The organism is Acinetobacter sp. ACNIH1 (assembly GCF_002934695.1).
Lineage (GTDB): Bacteria > Pseudomonadota > Gammaproteobacteria > Pseudomonadales > Moraxellaceae > Acinetobacter > Acinetobacter variabilis.
Genome location: NZ_CP026426.1, coordinates 202,993 through 221,071, shown reverse-complemented (window position 1 = coordinate 221,071; position 18,079 = coordinate 202,993). Strand labels below are relative to the sequence as shown.

General features: G+C 37.9%; 16 protein-coding genes and 4 pseudogenes. 16 read left to right on the top strand and 4 right to left on the bottom strand.

All coding sequences use genetic code 11. The annotated features are described in order from the left end of the window. Positions 1–98 precede the first annotated feature (98 nt). Positions 99–1,086, top strand: a pseudogene (locus C3F22_RS17985) (IS481 family transposase). Positions 1,087–1,204: 118 nt separating this feature from the next. On the opposite strand, the gene C3F22_RS17980 reads toward C3F22_RS17985, so the two are convergent. Then, entirely contained in the window at positions 1,205–1,636 is a 432-nt protein-coding gene (locus C3F22_RS17980; protein ID WP_004780041.1) for a PPC domain-containing protein, read from the bottom strand. A 302-nt stretch (positions 1,637–1,938) separates the two neighbouring features. Here C3F22_RS17980 and C3F22_RS17975 point away from each other — a divergent pair, with 302 nt between their 5' ends. The 4 genes and pseudogenes from C3F22_RS17975 to C3F22_RS17960 all read left to right on the top strand — a co-directional run bounded on the left by C3F22_RS17975 (position 1,939) and on the right by C3F22_RS17960 (position 5,017). Continuing rightward, the gene (locus tag C3F22_RS17975; RefSeq protein ID WP_004812156.1) at positions 1,939–3,144 is read left to right on the top strand and encodes a tyrosine-type recombinase/integrase; all 1,206 of its coding nucleotides are present in this window, start codon (positions 1,939–1,941) and stop codon (positions 3,142–3,144) included. Between the two features lie 50 nt (positions 3,145–3,194). Continuing rightward, positions 3,195–3,311, top strand: a pseudogene (locus C3F22_RS17970) (transposase); the annotation flags it as partial. Positions 3,312–3,335: 24 nt separating this feature from the next. Then, positions 3,336–3,437, top strand: a pseudogene (locus C3F22_RS17965) (putative oxygenase MesX); the annotation flags it as partial. A gap of 188 nt (positions 3,438–3,625) precedes the next feature. Then, positions 3,626–5,017 (top strand): methylenetetrahydrofolate reductase C-terminal domain-containing protein, encoded by a 1,392-nt coding sequence (locus C3F22_RS17960; protein WP_004780039.1) that lies wholly within the window; start codon positions 3,626–3,628, stop codon positions 5,015–5,017. Here the strand turns inward: C3F22_RS17960 and C3F22_RS17955 are convergent. After that, positions 5,014–5,682 carry an epoxyqueuosine reductase QueH gene (locus C3F22_RS17955; protein WP_004647714.1) on the bottom strand — a complete coding sequence of 223 codons (669 nt, stop codon included), beginning with the start codon at positions 5,680–5,682 and terminating at the stop codon, positions 5,014–5,016. The genes C3F22_RS17960 and C3F22_RS17955 overlap by 4 nt on opposite strands. A gap of 301 nt (positions 5,683–5,983) precedes the next feature. On the opposite strand from C3F22_RS17955, the gene C3F22_RS17950 reads away from it, so the two are divergent. The 3 genes from C3F22_RS17950 to C3F22_RS17940 are packed head-to-tail and all read left to right on the top strand — an operon-like array spanning position 5,984 to position 7,333. Then, positions 5,984–6,490 carry a hypothetical protein gene (locus C3F22_RS17950; protein ID WP_104427078.1) on the top strand — a complete coding sequence of 169 codons (507 nt, stop codon included), beginning with the start codon at positions 5,984–5,986 and terminating at the stop codon, positions 6,488–6,490. A gap of 4 nt (positions 6,491–6,494) precedes the next feature. Next, positions 6,495–6,800 carry an IS630 transposase-related protein gene (locus C3F22_RS17945; RefSeq protein ID WP_004779997.1) on the top strand — a complete coding sequence of 102 codons (306 nt, stop codon included), beginning with the start codon at positions 6,495–6,497 and terminating at the stop codon, positions 6,798–6,800. 44 nt (positions 6,801–6,844) lie between these two features. Further along, positions 6,845–7,333 (top strand): transposase, encoded by a 489-nt coding sequence (locus tag C3F22_RS17940; protein WP_158651686.1) that lies wholly within the window; start codon positions 6,845–6,847, stop codon positions 7,331–7,333. A 77-nt stretch (positions 7,334–7,410) separates the two neighbouring features. Here C3F22_RS17940 and C3F22_RS17935 read toward each other — a convergent pair whose 3' ends face one another. Next, a complete protein-coding gene (locus C3F22_RS17935; protein ID WP_004780037.1) occupies positions 7,411–7,683 on the bottom strand; it encodes a hypothetical protein in 273 nt (90 codons plus the stop codon). 539 nt (positions 7,684–8,222) lie between these two features. On the opposite strand from C3F22_RS17935, the gene C3F22_RS17925 reads away from it, so the two are divergent. From C3F22_RS17925 to C3F22_RS17905, 5 genes are all read left to right on the top strand, one after another. After that, a complete protein-coding gene (locus C3F22_RS17925) occupies positions 8,223–9,206 on the top strand; it encodes a putative oxygenase MesX (protein WP_004647848.1) in 984 nt (327 codons plus the stop codon). A 51-nt stretch (positions 9,207–9,257) separates the two neighbouring features. Further along, a complete protein-coding gene (locus C3F22_RS17920; protein ID WP_004281804.1) occupies positions 9,258–10,301 on the top strand; it encodes a methionine synthase in 1,044 nt (347 codons plus the stop codon). 97 nt (positions 10,302–10,398) lie between these two features. Further along, positions 10,399–10,893, top strand: coding sequence for a flavin reductase family protein (locus C3F22_RS17915; protein ID WP_004780032.1), 495 nt, complete (start codon positions 10,399–10,401; stop codon positions 10,891–10,893). A gap of 43 nt (positions 10,894–10,936) precedes the next feature. After that, positions 10,937–11,737, top strand: coding sequence for a sulfite exporter TauE/SafE family protein (locus C3F22_RS17910; protein ID WP_004780030.1), 801 nt, complete (start codon positions 10,937–10,939; stop codon positions 11,735–11,737). A 107-nt stretch (positions 11,738–11,844) separates the two neighbouring features. Continuing rightward, positions 11,845–12,762 (top strand): LysR family transcriptional regulator, encoded by a 918-nt coding sequence (locus C3F22_RS17905; protein ID WP_004780028.1) that lies wholly within the window; start codon positions 11,845–11,847, stop codon positions 12,760–12,762. Positions 12,763–12,840: 78 nt separating this feature from the next. Here C3F22_RS17905 and C3F22_RS17900 read toward each other — a convergent pair. Next, positions 12,841–14,126, bottom strand: a pseudogene (locus C3F22_RS17900) (ISNCY family transposase). 258 nt (positions 14,127–14,384) lie between these two features. On the opposite strand from C3F22_RS17900, the gene C3F22_RS17895 reads away from it, so the two are divergent. The 3 genes from C3F22_RS17895 to C3F22_RS17885 are packed head-to-tail and all read left to right on the top strand — an operon-like array spanning position 14,385 to position 18,054. Next, positions 14,385–16,061: a phosphoethanolamine transferase gene (locus tag C3F22_RS17895; RefSeq protein WP_004812162.1), complete on the top strand. Its 1,677-nt coding sequence runs from the start codon at positions 14,385–14,387 to the stop codon at positions 16,059–16,061. Between the two features lies 1 nt (position 16,062). Further along, positions 16,063–16,734 (top strand): response regulator transcription factor, encoded by a 672-nt coding sequence (locus C3F22_RS17890; RefSeq protein ID WP_104427077.1) that lies wholly within the window; start codon positions 16,063–16,065, stop codon positions 16,732–16,734. 3 nt (positions 16,735–16,737) lie between these two features. Next, entirely contained in the window at positions 16,738–18,054 is a 1,317-nt protein-coding gene (locus C3F22_RS17885; RefSeq protein WP_004812165.1) for an ATP-binding protein, read from the top strand. Positions 18,055–18,079 lie beyond the last annotated feature (25 nt).

Here is an 18,079-nt window from a genome sequence, read left to right as displayed (position 1 = left end):
CTGTTAATGGGTGAATTCAAACATGAGGTGCGACAGTTGCAAAAGTCTTATGATAATCTGTGTGATTCATAGACATCACTTCAATATAATGGGTGTCTATGACCAGAGAAATTCAACAAAGACTCGTATGGGTTAAATTATTTGAAGAGACCAATAATGCTGGCCTGGTTTGTCGGAGATGTGGCATTTCTAGACCAACTTTACGCAAGTGGTGGAAACGATATTCTGAACAAGGTATTGATGGATTAAGTAGTCATAGTAGATGGATTAAGTAGTCATAGTAAATGTCCCTTAAAATCGCCAAATACTAAAATCAATGCTGAGCTAGAAGCTTTAATATTGGAAATGCGCTCAGCTAGAAATCTTGGTGCTCGACGTTTGCAAACCGAATTAATGAGCTGCACGGAGTCTCGTTGTCCTTGGCGACTATCCATAAAGTACTATCCACCCATTAAGTCAAACCGATTAAAAAATTCCGTCGTAAAGTAGATTACATTTGTTATGAACGTCCATTACCAGGCGATAGAATTCAAATGGATACCTGTAAACTGGGTGCTGGATATATCAGTACACATCTATCGATGACTGCACACGATATCGCGTTTTAAGGATATATAAACGCCGAACAGCTGCGAATACACTCGACTTTTTAACTGTGTAATTGAAGAAATGCCTTTTCCCATACAGCGAATACGGACCGATCGTGGACGAGAATTTTTTGCTGAAAAAGTACAGAAAAAATGATGCAGTATGGGATCAAATTTAGGCCGAATAAACCGGGTTCACCTTATCTGAATGGCAAGGTAGCGCTCACAAAAGACTGATGAATCTGAGTTCTACGCTACTGTAGATATCGATTCAGAGGAAATTCAGAGCAAACTGGCAGAATGGCAGCATTACTATAACTGGATGAGACCACATTCAGCTTTGAAAGATAAAACACCGATGGAAAGGTACTTTGAATTATGTGAAGAAACTCCTTTCTTAGGTGAAGTCCAGAAGCAATACGACCCCTCAAATGAACGGATTCAACATGCCAATGACAAAATGTATTTAGAAATTGCTAAATTGAAACGATCTCCATGAATTACGTATCTATATCATTTTTACTAATATAAAAACATATGAATAAAAATCACGCCCCGTTTAACTGGCAATAGTTTTTGAACCCTGGTATAAAAGCTTAAAAAAATCTAGCAAGTCTTTATTTAATGTCAATACTCATCCAGTATTGAGGTTTTTTATCTTTTCTTGCCTGTGATCTAGGTTGTAATACTCTAATTTCATACTCACCTGAAGCAGGTAAAATATAAATACCATTATCATCAAGCTCTGGAGAATATTCTCCAAGATTGATGGAGTCTTTTAATTGATTACCCCATAAGTAAGCTTCAACATTTCCTCCAGTCAACTTCACTTTTAACTTTTGCCCTTTTTTAGCATAAAATTTGTAGGAATCATACTTGTATCCATCTATCCTTCCATAATAATTTGCAGAGTAAGCTTTTTTAGCAAACTTAACTACAATAGTCTTTCGTATATCATTGTTATCATTTGCAAGTACGACAGGGCTAACTATAGTTAAAGTTAGGGCTATCAAAGCGCCAGCTAGTAATTTCGTATTCGCTATTTCCATAATAAGGTTACCCTAATTCTTGTATCGCTCCTGACATAATAACATTACTAATAAGTAACCAGGAATCATGGAGCAGAAATGTGAATAGTCATAACATGGGGTTGCACTTCAAATGCCAATTTAAGACTTGCAAAATTAATGGTTAATTAATTGGTTACTAGGGAATAACCAATCTAAATATAAATTTTATTTAACAATTACTTATAAAAATATGTGATGCGTATGATACGCATCATATGAATATCGCTTAAATTTGCTATAATTGAATTGAGCAGTGCCATTTGTGGTTAGGTTAAAAATTCATGAGTCTTACTGAAATTAAGGTACGTCAAGCTAAACCAAAGGAAAAAATCTATTTTCTGGCAGATGATGACGGCTTAAGTTTGAAGGTAGAACCAAATGGACGTAAATCTTGGAGTTACCGCTATTCACTTGCAGGGACAAATAAACGTCCTCGCATCAAGTTGGGTGAATATCCTGTAATATCCTTGAAAGAGGCTAGATCAGTCCGGGATGAATATAAATTTAATAATTATGAAAATAAACCACCGCATAAAAAATACATCAAAACTTTTCAGGATATTTGTGAAGAGTGGTTAGAATTTAAAATTAAAAATTCCTTTGAAGATGAACCACGATGCGGTGTAATTCAGCTCGCAAAAAAATGTTTAGATCAGGATGTTTATCCAAATATTGGACTAATGCCATTTATTGAAATTAAAAGATATGATCTAGTTAAGATTATTAAAAATATAGAATCTAGAAATGTAAAAGAACCTGTAAAGAAAGCCTATAGTTATTTAAATCAGATTTATGATTATGCTGTAGCAATGGGTTATTGTGAATATAATATTGCCCATGGTCTTCATAAAATATTAATCAATAATAAAATTAAAAAAAATTATCCGTATTTAAACTCAGATGAACTATCTAGCTTTTTAGCTAGATTAAAGCAGGTTAATACAGATCCTATTATTAAAAAAGCCCTATTATTTAAGTTATATACAGGCGTACGAGGTGGAGAATTACTGCTTTGTGAACCGCATCATTTCGATCTGGATAAAAAAATATGGAAAATACCAGCCTTACATATTAAACAATATAGAAGAAAAGTTATTTTAGGTCATGATATTCCTGAATTTTTAGTTCCACTATCTGATCAAGCACTTGAAGTTGTAAAATCAGCACTCGTTTGGTCTCATGGCGAAAAATATGTGTTTTCTAGCCCCCGAAACAATAATAAACCTATTCATTTTAATACCCTGAACTTAATTATTAGAAAGATGGGATATACTAAAAATGAACTATCATCTCATGGTTTGCGCTCAACATTTAGTACCATATTAAATGAATCCGGTTTATTTCAATCAAATTGGATTGAAGCACAGCTATCTCATACTGATAAAAATAAAACCCGTGCAAGTTATAATCATGCAGAATATTTTAATCAGCGTATGGAAATGATGCAATGGTGGGGCGATTTTATTGATAGTTGTACTGTAAATTAATGGTTATGAAATCCAAGTTTTAATTAGAATAGGCTTTGTTGCACAAACCTATTCACCGCCATAAATCATTATCTAAAATTGCATCTCGTGGTAAAAGCTCAATGGGCCGGTTCTATGGCTATAAATTACATGTTGTGATGAATCAACTTAGAGAAATAGTCTGTTCACAATGATGATTTCTCTTAACTCGTAAAGTTTATGAAGGTGTTGAACGTGTTCAATTGAATCTTAAGCAAGGTAAATGGATAGAAGAGAACTTCATTAAGTCGTATCAAAATATTCTTGAAAAATAGGCATTTCATTTCACATTAGAGCGAGAATCTAATGAGAAAGTTGCCTGATTGAATGTAGTGAATAGATTCATTGCATAATTATTGACTAAAATTTTCTATATCAGCCTATTTAAGATTAATCGGGCTGATTCTATTAGGTCGAATATAATTGCGACCTGCTTTAATCATTTTTATTTGAACTTTATTTTATGTCACAGCTTGCTTCCCATTTTAAGCACAATCAGTTTTGTATTTTGTTGGAATATTTAAGTTCTGCTAAGGGCATTGCCGTACCAATGTCTTTAGCAGAATTTCCATGTGCGATCACTTTGGCAGATCGAGTGCATGCCGATAGTGATTTGCCACCACTTGAATGTGCGAAGACATTTCCTTCATCAGTGGAAAAAATCATCCATTATTCAGGGAAAGGTCGGGATATTACTGATTTTGAGACCTTCTTAAAATTAACTCAAGCTTCGGGACAAAGAAATTTACTGCTTCTCACAGGTGATAAGTTAAAAGGGCATACAAATGGTCAAGATGGAACGAATCGCACCCGATATTTAGAGTCTGTAAATGCGGTCATGGCCGCAAAGTGTTATGGTGGATTTCATATTGGTGTAGCTTTTAATCCCTTTAAATATGCTGAAGCTGAACGTGATGCACAATATTTAAAACTTCACAAAAAGATTAAAGCAGGAGCAGACTTTATCGTTACCCAGTTGGGTTACGATATGGAGGCTTTAAAACAAGCCAAGGCTTTTTTAAATCGTCATCGATACCCACAAAATATACTTGCTTGTGTTATGCCACTTAGTTTGGCACGTGCCAATTTTATGGTGAAACATAAGATCGCAGGAATTGTGATTACACCACACATGTTACGAGTGTTGGCTCAGGAAGAACAGGATGGACGAACTGAGAATGCTTATAAACGTTGTGCTATACAAATATTGATGTGTAAGTATTTGGGTTTTGCAGGTGTGCATCTTTCAGCATGCCATAAGCCTGAAGAGCAAAAGCTTTTAGAAAAATATATTGAACAATATCGACATTATGGTTTACAGGAACTCGAAGCACTCTGGAATGCACTGTGGCAAGTGGAGACTAAAAAGGAACTCGTGCCACAATTAGCTTATTATTCCCGCCAACCATCCTCTAGCCAGCTTATTAAATATCAGCAATTGCATTTCATGCACAAGGCTCTATTTGAGTCCAAAATTGCCAAAGGTGTGGGGCATTTTATTTTTAAAGCCTCACTCTGGGAAAATACGCCTGCAGCAAAAGCATTGTTAAAAACTGAATTTATCTCTAAGCAAGGGGTCGTGGGTTGTGAAAGTTGTGGTCAATGTAGGTTAGGAGATACTTTATATATTTGCCCTGAAACTTGCCCCAAAGGATTGGCGAATGGTCCTTGTGGTGGTACGACATTGGATCGCTGTGAGTTTGGAGATCGTGAATGCATTCATTCTGTGAAAGCCCGACTTGCCAAAGCCGTGGGACAGACTGACGTTCTAAAAGAAAAACTGATTCCAACTGTACCCATTGAAGTCCGTGGAACCAGTTCCTGGAAAAATTGGTATCTGGCGACCGAAGCTTAGCTTTCATCATCCATGGCATTCGAATAAAATTTCACGCCCAATTTGATGCGATCACGACCTTGGCTCATACGCCAACGGTTGGTATCACGTAAGGAGTATACACAGCCACAATATTCTTGTTGGTAGAATTCTTCCTTTTTGCTGATTTCAAGCATACGAACAGCACCACCATTTTTACGCCAGTTGTAGTCCCAATAGGTGATACCTTCATAATGTGAAGCAGAACGATGCCCACAATCATTGATCTGCTTCATATCTTTCCAACGAGAAATACCCAATGAGCTACTAATTAGGCTGAAGCCATTTTCAGCTGCATAAAGGGCAGTCCGTTCAAAGCGCATATCAAAACACATGGTACAGCGAATACCTTTCTCTGGCTCATTTTCCATGCCTTTGGCACGTGCAAACCAATTGTCTGTATCGTAATCACAGTCAATAAAAGGAATATTATGTTTTTCTGCAAAGCGAATATTTTCTTCCTTACGGATTTCATATTCCTTGACAGGGTGAATATTGGGATTATAAAAAAAGATCGAAAAGTCGATGCCTGATTCAATTAGGGTTTCCATCACTTCACCCGAGCATGGTGCACAGCAGGAGTGAAGCAGAAGCTTGTCGTGACCTGCTGGGAGAGTCAATTTCTGACGTTCAAGTTTGTTTGACATAGTTATATGGGTTTAAATCTAAACCCTATATTTTAACGATTTAATTAGATAGTAAGGATTTGATATACTGATATTTTCTAAGGTTAAGATGAAAGAAATTCACTAATTGAAATTTAATAAGAACTAAAGTATATAAGAGAATAACTACAATAATGCTTTGGAATCAGAACATTGCAAGTTAATCAAGAGTCATTGAATGAAGCTTTAAAATTAAGTGAAGAAATTATTAGTAATATTGAGTTAAGTACCTCTTCTTTATCTAATTGCGCATTAAAGGCGAGTAGATTGGCAAGATTGCTAAATGAATTCGATTACCAAAGTACCATTATCAGCACAAAAATTTGCATCTGTTTATGAGAATTTAACGTCCGAAAATTCAGAGGATTGGTCAAATGCCGTTCATAGTTGTAGGCGAATATTACAAGATACTGCTGATGTGATTTATCCTGCTAGAGAGGATAAGACTATTAATTTAGATAATGGTAAAACTAAAATTATTAAATTAGGTGTGGATAATTATTTAAATCGAATTATTACATATGTTGATGAGCAGTCAGACTCTAAAAGATTTGAGGAAATCGTTGGTTCACAGATGAAATATTTGGGTGAACGGTTAGATGCTATTTTCAAAGCTGCTCAGAAAGGTTCTCATAATATTATTATTTCTAGGCAAAAAGCTGATCGTTATGTTATTTACACATACTTGATAGTTGGAGATTTATTATCTTTGGTAGAGTTGCAAAAAACATTACCAATTTCAGATAAAGATTTTAGATATAGCCAAATACTTAAAAATATAGAACAATAGAAACATGGGATATTCAAAAGATTTTAAAGACAAAGTCATAGAAATTATGACTAGAGATAAAATGTCTGTGCGAAAAGCAGCACAGCATTTTAACGTCTGTATACAGACGATTCAGAATTGGAAAAAGTCCACTGTAACTAAACCTATTCCTGGTCGCCCAGCTAAAATTAGCAAAGAGCAAATATTGAATGATGTTGAACAATATCCCGATGATTACATCAGTGAACGGGCAGAACGTTTTGGTGTCAGTACACATGCAGTATTTAATGCGCTACATGCTGCAGGAATATCGCGTAAAAAAAGACGTTAAAGCACCCTAAAGCAGATCAAAATCAACGTCGGCAATTTCAGAACTTGATTGAATGTTTAGAACAACAATTACCACTGGTTTATATCGATGAAAGTGGTTTTCAAAGCGAAAGTACGAGATCGCATAGTTATAGCTATAAAGGAGCGCGAGCTGAAGCTGAATTTAACTGGCAGTTAAAAAATTGTAGCAATGCGATTGGCGCATTAATCGAAAATAGATTGCTTACAGTTGGAGTATTTGATTGTTCAGTGAATACCGAGGTATTTGAATGCTGGATTGAACAGGATTTATTGCCAAAGCTGAAAAAAACCAGTGTATTGATTATGGATAATGCCACCTTTCACAAAGGAACAAGGCTTCAGGAGTTGATACGTTGTGCAGGCCATTACATTGTGTGGCTTCCTAAATATAGCCCGGACTTAAATCCTATAGAAAAAATGTGGTCACGAGTAAAAATGATTCGCAATAAATTTAGAGTTAAAGATATTGATAAATTGTTTAAAGATTACTGTAATGATTTATTTAGTATTTAGCTATAGCCGCTTAGCTTGCAAAATCAATAAGTATTTGGACACCCATTCTTCTTTAACTTGGACATTTTAATAAATCGTTAATTTTTGCAATGTTCCTCAGTTGGCAATATGAAGACCATGCCACTCACCAATGAGCTAATACGATTACTTTCAGCCTTGCGCTGCTTAGTATTCACCGACAGAGCATAGATGATCATTGTGTCCCGATACATTTTTTCAGGCTCAACTTCATAGTCAATTTTCGAAGCACAAATCATTTGCCTGCTGACTTTGTGTGATGCTCGACTATAGGCTTCACGATCATCACTAGCCAACGTCAGCTTTGTTCGTAATTCTTTTGCATACTGCATATATACGCTAACAAATTTGGGTTATTTCCATATTTGAGATTTATGTATCCCTCAATATCATCTCGAACACCATTACTGTTTGCATCAATCCCACCAATGGTTTTTGTTTTATCTTCATTTTTTAGGAAGTTCGATGTTCTCACTTCTTTTAGTGAATTGTGAATACTTGGATTAAGAAGCGAGGAACAGCCTGTCATAAATATACTTAAGCAACTCAGTGCAATAACTGCTTTTTTCATAGGACTTATTTTACTTTTTCATTTAAATTTCGTTTTAGATACAAAGAGTATCTGAAAATCAGAGTATCCAATTAAAAGAAGAATCTATGTCCAGTACGATATACTATTAAGTGTCCAATTGGACCAGAATATGCTCTTAGCTTACTGAATAACTAAAAATCCTCAGCATCTTTAATTTATTAAGATGAGTATTTCTCATCTTAAGCTGAATTTATATCGTTTTACTCACTTTCTTATTCACGTTTAAATACAGCCATTCAGAAATTTAGCTTTTTATAAAATTTTTAGGTGGTAATCTCCATGAGTACAGCATTTGAGTGTTCAATTAAACGTATCCGTTTTGATGAAAACTACACGCCAGCAGAAAGCACACGTTTAACCACAAATTTTGCCAATTTGGCACGTGGAGAAAGCCGTGAAGAAAACTTGCGTCGTACCCTTGCGATGATCAACAACCGTTTTAATAGCTTGGCGACCGTTGATAACCCGAAAGGTGATCGCTACTCACTTGAGATCGACATCATTTCTGCTGAAATTGATATCGAAGGCAATGGCCAAACCTTTCCATTTATTGAAACACTGAAAAGTGTAGTGATTGACCATAAAACAGGGGAGCGTATTGAAGGCATGATCGGCAATAGCTTCTCATCTTATGTGCGTGATTACGACTTCAGCGTAGTATTGCCTCAATTGGGTTGTGGTGTAGGTGAAAAACCTGAAGATTTTGGAGATCTACATGGTAAATTGTATCAACATTTGGTGAATTCAGATGTATTTAAGGCAGAATTTACCAAGCCACCTGTGATTTGTTTAAGTGTTTCAACCTCTAAAACCTATTACCGTACGGCAAACGTACATCCTATTTTAGGTGAGGAATATACCAATGATGAATATTCACGTACCGATGAATATTTCGCCAAAATGGGCTTACGTGTACGTTACTTCAAACCAGAAGGTGGTAATGCACCATTAGCATTCTATTTCGCTGGCGACTTAGTTCGTGATTATACTGATTTTGAATTGATCAGCGCGATTGCAACCATGGAAAGCTTCCAAAAAATTTATCGTCCTGAAATTTACAACACCAACTCTCCGGCAGGTGTGGAGTATCAACCAAGCTTGAGCTATGGCGATTACTCACTGACACGTATCGTTTATGACCGTGTTGAACGTGGTGAGTTAGCGGTTAAGCAAGGTAAATGGACAGAAGAAAACTTCATCAAACCATATCAAGATATTTTAAATGAATGGGCAGCAAACTTTAAGGTCGAAACAGCTGCTTAAGACATCGAATTGACACACAGACTGACGAATTTTAGAGAAAGAAGATTAGACATGGCGCTTACACAACCGAAACTTTTACTCCCAACTTCAACTGCGGGTAGCTTGCCAAAACCGTCTTGGTTAGCTGAACCTGAAAAATTATGGTCTGCATGGAAGCTTGAAGGCGAAGAATTATTAGAAGCTAAACGTGATGCTTTGAAATTATCATTACATGAGCAAGTCACTGCAGGTATCGATATCGTGAGTGATGGTGAGCAAACCCGTCAGCACTTTGTAACCACGTTTATTGAACATCTTGAAGGTGTAGATTTCGAAAAGCGTGAAACCATGCGTATTCGTAATCGTTATGATGCAAGTGTACCTTCAGTTGTGGGTGAAGTTTCTCGTAAAAAAGCAGTGTTTGTAGACGATGCGAAATTTTTACGCAGCCAAACCAGTCAGCCAATTAAATGGGCGTTGCCTGGTCCAATGACCATGATTGATACACTTTTTGACGGACACTACAAGAGCCGTGAAAAACTGGCTTGGGAATTTGCCAAAATTTTGAACCAAGAAGCTTTAGAACTTGAAGCAGCAGGCGTAGACATTATTCAATTTGATGAACCTGCGTTTAACGTATTCTTTGATGAAGTGAATGACTGGGGTGTACCAACCTTAGAACGTGCACTTGAAGGTCTAAAATGTGAAACTGCAGTTCATATTTGCTATGGTTACGGCATTAAAGCCAATACAGATTGGAAACAAACTTTAGGTAATGAATGGCGTCAATACGAAGAGTCATTCCCGAAACTACAACAATCTAAGCTCGATATTATTTCACTTGAATGCCAAAACTCACGTGTACCAATGGATTTAATCGAATTGATCCGTGGTAAGAAAGTGATGGTGGGTGCCATTGATGTGGCAACCACTCAAGTGGAAACTGCAGAGGAAGTAGCAAATACGCTACGCAAAGCATTGCAATTTGTTGATGCAGATAAACTGTATCCTTCAACTAACTGTGGTATGACACCGCTATCTCGCCAAGTGGCACGTGGCAAACTTGAAGCTTTAAGCGCAGGTGCTGCCATTGTTCGTAAAGAGCTAGAAGCTTAATCAAACGTAGTCTCGTGCGAAGCAGAACAAATCATCGCAAGGTCATTTGTCCAGCTTTATGCACGAGCACGTGATATGTACATTTGAGATGAAAGAGATGATTGAAGCAACAGACTTTAGAAATGCAATGTCTTTACTCACCACAGCAGTGAATGTTATTACGACTTTGGGTGAAACAGGTATGCATGGATTTACTGCATCTGCCGTATGTAGCGTGACGGATACACCGCCAATGTTATTAGTCTGTATGAATCAATCCTCCCGTTCACATGCCCATTTTGTTGAAAATAAAGTCTTGGCTGTAAACGTACTAAGTACTCAGCATGAACAGCTTTCAAATGCTTTTGCTTCAAGTAAATTCAGCTCAGAAGATCGTTTCAAACTCGGTGATTGGAGTACGATGGAAACTGGTTCACCTATTTTGAAAGATGCCTTGGTCAGTTTTGACTGTGAGATTCAAGATATTCAGCAAGTCGGTACACACAGTGTTTTCATGTGTCGTGTTCTTAAAGTTCAACAAAGCGATCAAGAAGAAAGTCTGGTGTATTTTAACCGTGCTTATCATCAAGTGGGTCAATTGGAACACGTTTAACCCAATGCCTTAATTCCTTCATCTTTTTAAAAGTTAGTCTATTGTGGAACTTATAACCTTTTTAATCATCGGTGCTTTTGCTGGTTTTGCGGCAGGGCTGTTTGGCGTCGGCGGTGGTACGATTATTGTACCACTGCTTTTTATTGTCTTTACCCAAATGGGCTATGACCCCGATGTGGTTATGCACCTCGCATTAGGCACATCTTTGGCAACCATTGTTGTAACCTCGATTAGCTCATTGATTGCGCATCATAAAACTGGTGCTGTGATTTGGCCTGTTTTTAAAAATCTAGCGCCACCTATGGCAATTGGTTGTTTTTTTGGGGCAGGTATTGCTGGTTTGATATCAGGATTACATCTACAAATCATTGTTGGCTTATTTCTGATTTGGGTCGCATATACGATGTTTACAGGTGCCAAAAAAGCAATTGACCCAACGAAAACGTTACCCTCATCAGGTCAACAAGTTGCTGCAGGTAGTATGATTGGGGTTGCATCAGCAATCTTTGGTATTGGTGGTGGAAGTCTGACAGTTCCATATCTGAATCGCTATGGTGTGGTCATGCAGAAGGCTGTTGGAACATCTGCGGCGTGTGGGTTACCGATTGCGGTTGCAGGTGCATTAGGATTTATGATTTTTGGCATGAATGCTGAAATCAATGTGCCGAATACTATTGGTTATGTTCATATTTATGCCTTCATTGGCATCAGTATCATGAGTTTCATCACTGCAAAATTTGGTGCGAAGGCTGCACATGCCTTATCGCCAGTAATGTTGAAGAAATGCTTTGCCGTTTTATTGGTCATTGTTGGATGCTTTTTCCTTGTGAAAGGATTCATTTGATATTACGCAATGATCATTCATCATGTTAAATAGCCTGCTTCATGTGGGCTTTTAATCTTTGCTTTTAATGTATCCTTACAAGGACAATGATTTGAGTTTCTCCCAAGATGATCGAATTAAAACACTTAAGAATGCTTTCAGCTTTAAGAGAACATGGTTCTTTAGTCGCAGCTGCGAGCGATCTTTGCATTACACCTTCAGCGGTATCTCATCAGCTACGTGAGCTTGATCAGTGGATGGGTGTTGAGGTCGTGAACCGCAAGACTCGACCTATTACTTTTTCTAATGTTGGTCAACGTCTACTAAAACTAGCAGATGAGATTTTGCCACAAGTACAAATCGCACAAGCTGATATCAGTAGAATTCTACATGGTCAAACAGGTCGAATCACATTTTCTTCTGAATGCCATAGTTGTTTCGATTGGCTTATGCCACTATTAAATCAGTATCGTATTCAATATCCAGATGTCGATTTAGACTTCGCATCAGGATTTGAAGCGAATCCACATGAGTTATTGCAAAATGGCGAATTTGACTTACTGATTACAGCAGATCCAATCGCTTTAAAAGGTGTTGAATACTTTCCGGTATTTGAATATGAATCGCGACTTGTTTTATCAACAACCCATCCATTGGTACGTGTAGAGCAAATTACCGCTAAAGAGTTAGCTGAAGAAACACTGATTACTTATCCAGTGGATAAACATCGTTTAGATATCATGTCGAAACTATTTATTCCTGCAAATATTCAACCTAAAAACATTCGAACCACTGACTTAACCCAAATGCTGATTCAGCTTGTGGCGAGCGGACGTGGTATTGCAGCGCTACCTGATTGGGTAGTGAATGAATATGAAGCGAAAGGCTGGGTCACGTCACGACGTCTAGAATGTGTTTCACCTGAAGGATTACGCCGAACCTTATATGCAGGTTTTAGAACGGATGAAAAACAGAGAGACTATTTTGAAGGGTTCTTAAAGCAGCTTGAACGATTTTCTAAGAAACGAAATAGCTATTATGCTTAAATCTAGGCTTTTTTCCTTTACTTCAGGGTCAAAGGAGTGCTAAAAAAGTGTACAGTAGATTTGTATGTTATTCACCAATTAAAATGTCCTGTTTTTTACCCCACAAGAGTCAAGCACAGGATTCAGATTTCTTTGTTCAATAACAGCTTTCTGAGATTTACGACTCGGCATACTTTTCTTGAAACGAGAACGTTTATTTTGTTTTTCTAATTCTTCATGTTGATGTTAAATATGCGCCAGGACTGAACCTAACCGTTTATTCTCAACAATCTCTCACTGATTCAGCTGACTTAATTTATCGAAGAGGCTGTAGTTGAGCTTTCGACCATCACACATGATGGCTACAGTACCTCCGGGTATTCCAGAAACTCAAGATATTTACTGATCAGCCTCTGATTTTCTTCTTTCTTCTCTAGGAGATATACGCATTTATCATAAGTAATGGTCAGGCTATTCGTGACTCTACGGGGTTCACGCCAAGTAAAAATATCATCCAGTTCAAGATCAGATTCGGTTAATGGCTGATGCAGGTTCTTTGAGTTTCGCGCACATTTGGCAAACTTCTCTGATTAAACTGCTCAATGAAGCAGGGTAGCCAGGCATTCGCTTTGGCAATCGAACTGATGCCTTCCCAGACGTATCTCCTTTATCAAACGGTTTTGAAGGGTTCTATTCGCGCGTTCTACGCGACCTTTAGCCTGTGGTGAGTTGCCAAAGATAATATCAATGTTTAACTCATTCAGAATCCGGTTAAATTGCGTGATCTGGCTGTCCTGCTTGGATTTCTGCTTAACTCTGAATACCAAATGTTTGTCGCTATAAAAGTCCAGAGGTTTGCCGTATTGTTCAATGTAGGCTCGGGTTGAAAGCATGTAATCAAAGGTCGTTTCAGCCTCACAAAAGCACAGATGCAACAGCTTTCCAGCGGCATCATCGATATAAACCAGCAAGCAGCATTTTACAGCTCGACCTTCAAACCAGTCATGGTATGAGCCATCAATCTAGATCAGCTCACCGAAGCAATCACGGTTATAGCGTGGCTGGTACGGACGTTTCATGCGCTGATCTCGATCCACAGGTCATTGGGCGTCATCCAGCGCCGAACGAACTGTTTCTACCGGGATATTCAGGTCAAATATGCTGCTGAGCTTCTCATGTGCCAATTTAGGTCCAAAGCCCAGCAGATGTTCAGAAATAATGGAAAGACATTTCGATTTTAACAGGACGTCATGGCGACGATGGCCAGGTTGACCACGACTGGCATGCGCCAGACCTGAAACCCCATCTTGATTAAGCTTCTGCAATAACCGGGCAATTTGACGGGTAGAAAGATTCAGGATTTCAGCAGCACGGACCTGGGTAATACGATGATCTCAAACGTCTTACAGAACTGCAAGACTTTGAATCTCTTTATCAGACATAGTAGACTTCTTGCGTTAGTCAAAATTTAAACAGCCCAAAGCTACATTTTATAAGGTTTTAGCCAATTCAAAAATTAGGTAAAACGATACTTTCGCAAGAGGTCTAATATGTCTGAGTTTTTGTAGTTCTCAGATTATTTTAAGTCATTTTTAAGATTCAAATTTTAGGCTAAAGCATATTAAAGTCTTCGAAATTAAAAAATGCTTAAACTGACTTCTTTTCCAAGCCTTCTTCAAATCAAACCAATTCCTTTAGCAAGATTTAATCTGATGCTCGCTATTTGGTTGGGATTAGTTTTGAATTTTTCTTTTTATCAAAAAATTCATCAACTGACGCCCCATAGCAATTTCAAAGCATGGGCACTATTAGCTACGACAGTCTTGGTTGTTATTGGCTTTTATTATCTGGTATTACAATGGCTTATCTGGAAGTGGAATGCCAAAATACTAGCCAGTATTCTGATCATTCTGGGTGGCTTTAGTGCTTATTTTGTTAATAGTCTAGGTGTAGTCATTACCCCAGACCAGATCCAGAATATGTTACAAACTGATGTTCGTGAAATTCGGGATCTTTGGTCAATACGATTAATTATCTGGACATTGGTATTTGTCATTTTCCCACTCTTTATCGTGTGGATACTTAAAATTCAGCCTGTATCATTGGGGCGTCAATTGTTGCATAAAAGTTTGAGCAGTGTACTTTCACTCGGATTAATACTCAGCTTATTATTCTGTTTTTATGTCGATTATGCTGCCATCTTTCGTGAGCATCGTGACCTGAAAGGGATGATCTCCCCACAAAACAGTATTGCATCTACATTATCCTATTATAAGAAAAAAGCCCCTAAAGCAAATTTGCCATTGGTGACCTTTGGTGAAGATGCACATCTACTTCAGCAGACTCAAATGCAAAGCAAACCTAAATTGATGGTGCTGGTAGTAGGGGAAACTGCACGTGCTGAGAGCTTTGCTCTAAATGGCTATGCACGTAATACAAATCCTGAACTGAGCAAACTGCAGGTGATAAATTTTAATCAAGTCAGTTCTTGCGGAACTGCCACAGCTGTTTCAGTACCTTGTATGTTTTCAGGGATGACACGTCAAAACTATGATGAACAGTTGGCTAGCCATCGTGAAGGATTACTAGATATTGCTCAGCGTGCTGGTTATCAAGTGACTTGGATTGATAATAATTCTGGCTGTAAAGGTGCCTGTAACCGGATTCAAAATTATCAAATTCCCACTCAACTAAAACAAAAGTGGTGTGATGCTGAAGGTGAATGTTTTGATGAAATATTGGTAGATAGTCTGAAAGATTATTTGTCACATCTCGATAAAAATAATCAAAAACCACAGTTGATCGTTCTGCACCAAATGGGCAGCCACGGTCCGGCTTATTTCAAACGCTCCAAATCACCATACCAACCTTTCCAACCAACCTGTAATACCAATGCCATTCAGGGCTGTAGCGCCGATGAGCTAAAAAATAGCTATGATAATTCTATTGTCTATACAGATTATGTCCTTGCTCAGATGATCAAAACATTGCAGGATCAAAAACAATATCAAACTGGTTTCTGGTATCTGTCTGATCATGGTGAATCTACCGGAGAACATGGTCTATATCTGCACGGTGCCCCTTATAGCATAGCACCAACGCAACAGACCCATGTTCCAATGTTGATGTGGTTTTCAGAGTATTGGCAACAGTACAATACCCAGCAGGTCAACTGTCTCAAAGCACAAACCGGTAAGATGCACAGTCAGGATAATCTGTTCCCGAGTTTATTGAGTTTGCTGGGTATAAAAACGCAAGTGATTGAAGCTAAAAATGATATGCTTGCACAATGCTCATCATCATTAAAGAACAGAGCTTGAGATGCATAAAATATTGATTATTGAAGATGACTTCATGATTGCCGAGTCAACTAAAACATTGCTCAAGCTCCATCAATTTGATGTGCACTGGGTCAACAATGGCATTGATGGCTTAAAACAGCTACAACAGCAAAATTATAATATTGTCCTGCTAGATCTGGGTTTGCCAATGATGGATGGTATGCTGGTACTTAAAAATATCCGTCAAAAGTTCCCAAGTTTACCTGTCCTGATTATTTCTGCTCAAGATCAGCTACAAAACCGGGTAGATGGACTGAATGATGGGGCAGATGATTACTTAATTAAACCTTATGAATTTGACGAGCTACTGGCACGTATTCACGCTTTAATGCGTCGAAGTGGAAGTATAAATATTGAGAAAGATACTAATAAGAAGTTATTACACAGTGGTTTGGAATTGGATATTGAGCAACACATCGCATTATTTAACGGACAGGCTATAGAATTATCTAATCGAGAATGGTCTATTCTCACCGCACTATTAACGTATCCAAACAAAATTTTTTCTAAAAATGATTTAGAAGACAAACTTTATGATTTCGATAGTGATGTAAGTAGTAATACTGTGGAAGTCTATATTCATCATCTGCGGGCCAAATTAGGGAAAGACTTTATCCGGACGATTCGTGGACTAGGATATCGCTTAGGGTAAAGCATGATAAAAAAACGCTATTCCTTGCAAAAACGTCTAATTATTTATATTTCATTGTTTAGCGTAGTATTAGGCTGTGTACTAATCTTTGCGGCATACCGGATTGCACTTGAAGAAATTAATGAAGTCTTGGACAAACAGATGCAAAGTCTCGCAGAGCGCATTGCAGAAAATCATCCTGAACCGCTACAAAGCGAGATTGATTTAGGAAAACAGTATAGTGAAGAAGATTTATTTGTAGATATTTGGTCTTATACAGATACTACATTACATCCACAGGATGTTTTGGTTGCATCGGTCAAGAAAGCAGGATTCTATACACATCAAACCCCATACGGGACCTGGCTAACTTATATCATTCCTGGAGACCAATTACAGATCCAAGTAAGCCAGCAAAAAAATGTCCGGCAAGATCTAGCATTGGAGCTCGCAGTGAATATGTTTCTCCCTTATGTACTATTTCTTCCTTTTGCTATATTCGGTTTAAGCTGGGTAATTCGGAGAAGTTTTCAGCCTCTTATTGATTTTAAAACAGAATTGGCCAGCCGTAAGGCTCAAGAATTAAAACCAATTGAAATGAAAGAATATCCTTTGGAGCTAGAACCGACCATTGAGGAAATGAATTACCTATTTGGCCGTATTTCCTTAGCCCAACAAGAGCAGCGTCAATTTGTAGCAGACTCTGCACATGAACTACGTACACCATTGACAGCTTTGAATTTACAGTTACAGATCTTATTACAGCAATTTCCACAAAGTGATGCCTTGCACAATTTGAGTCTGGGCATCTTAAGGATGCAACATCTGGTAAATCAACTGTTAAGTTTGGCTAAACAGGATGTCACAGAAGGTTTAACTGAGCCTGTACAATCCCTGTCTCTGAATCAAATGACAGTCGCCTGCATTGAGCAGTTGATCCAGCTGGCACTACAAAAAGAAATTGATTTAGGAGTAGAACAACAGCAAGAATTGTTGATTCAGGGCCAGGCTTCAGCCCTACACTCGATTATTTATAACCTGATTGATAATGCAATTAAATACAGCCCAGAGCATGGCGTGATCAATGTATCGATATTGCAGCAAGGTCAACAGGCGATTCTACAGATAGAAGATAGTGGAGTAGGGATTGATCCAGCGCAATTTAACCAAATTCGTCAGAGATTCTATCGGGTTCATAACCATGCTGAAATTGGTAGTGGCTTAGGTCTATCAATTGTGGATAAAGCAACTGAACGTTTGGGCGGTACTTTAGAATTTTCAAAAAGTAGCAGCTTAGGTGGTCTGTGTGTACAAGTGAAATTTGCCTTGGTCGAAGCCTAAATAGATAGACTTTTGTCTTTTAGGT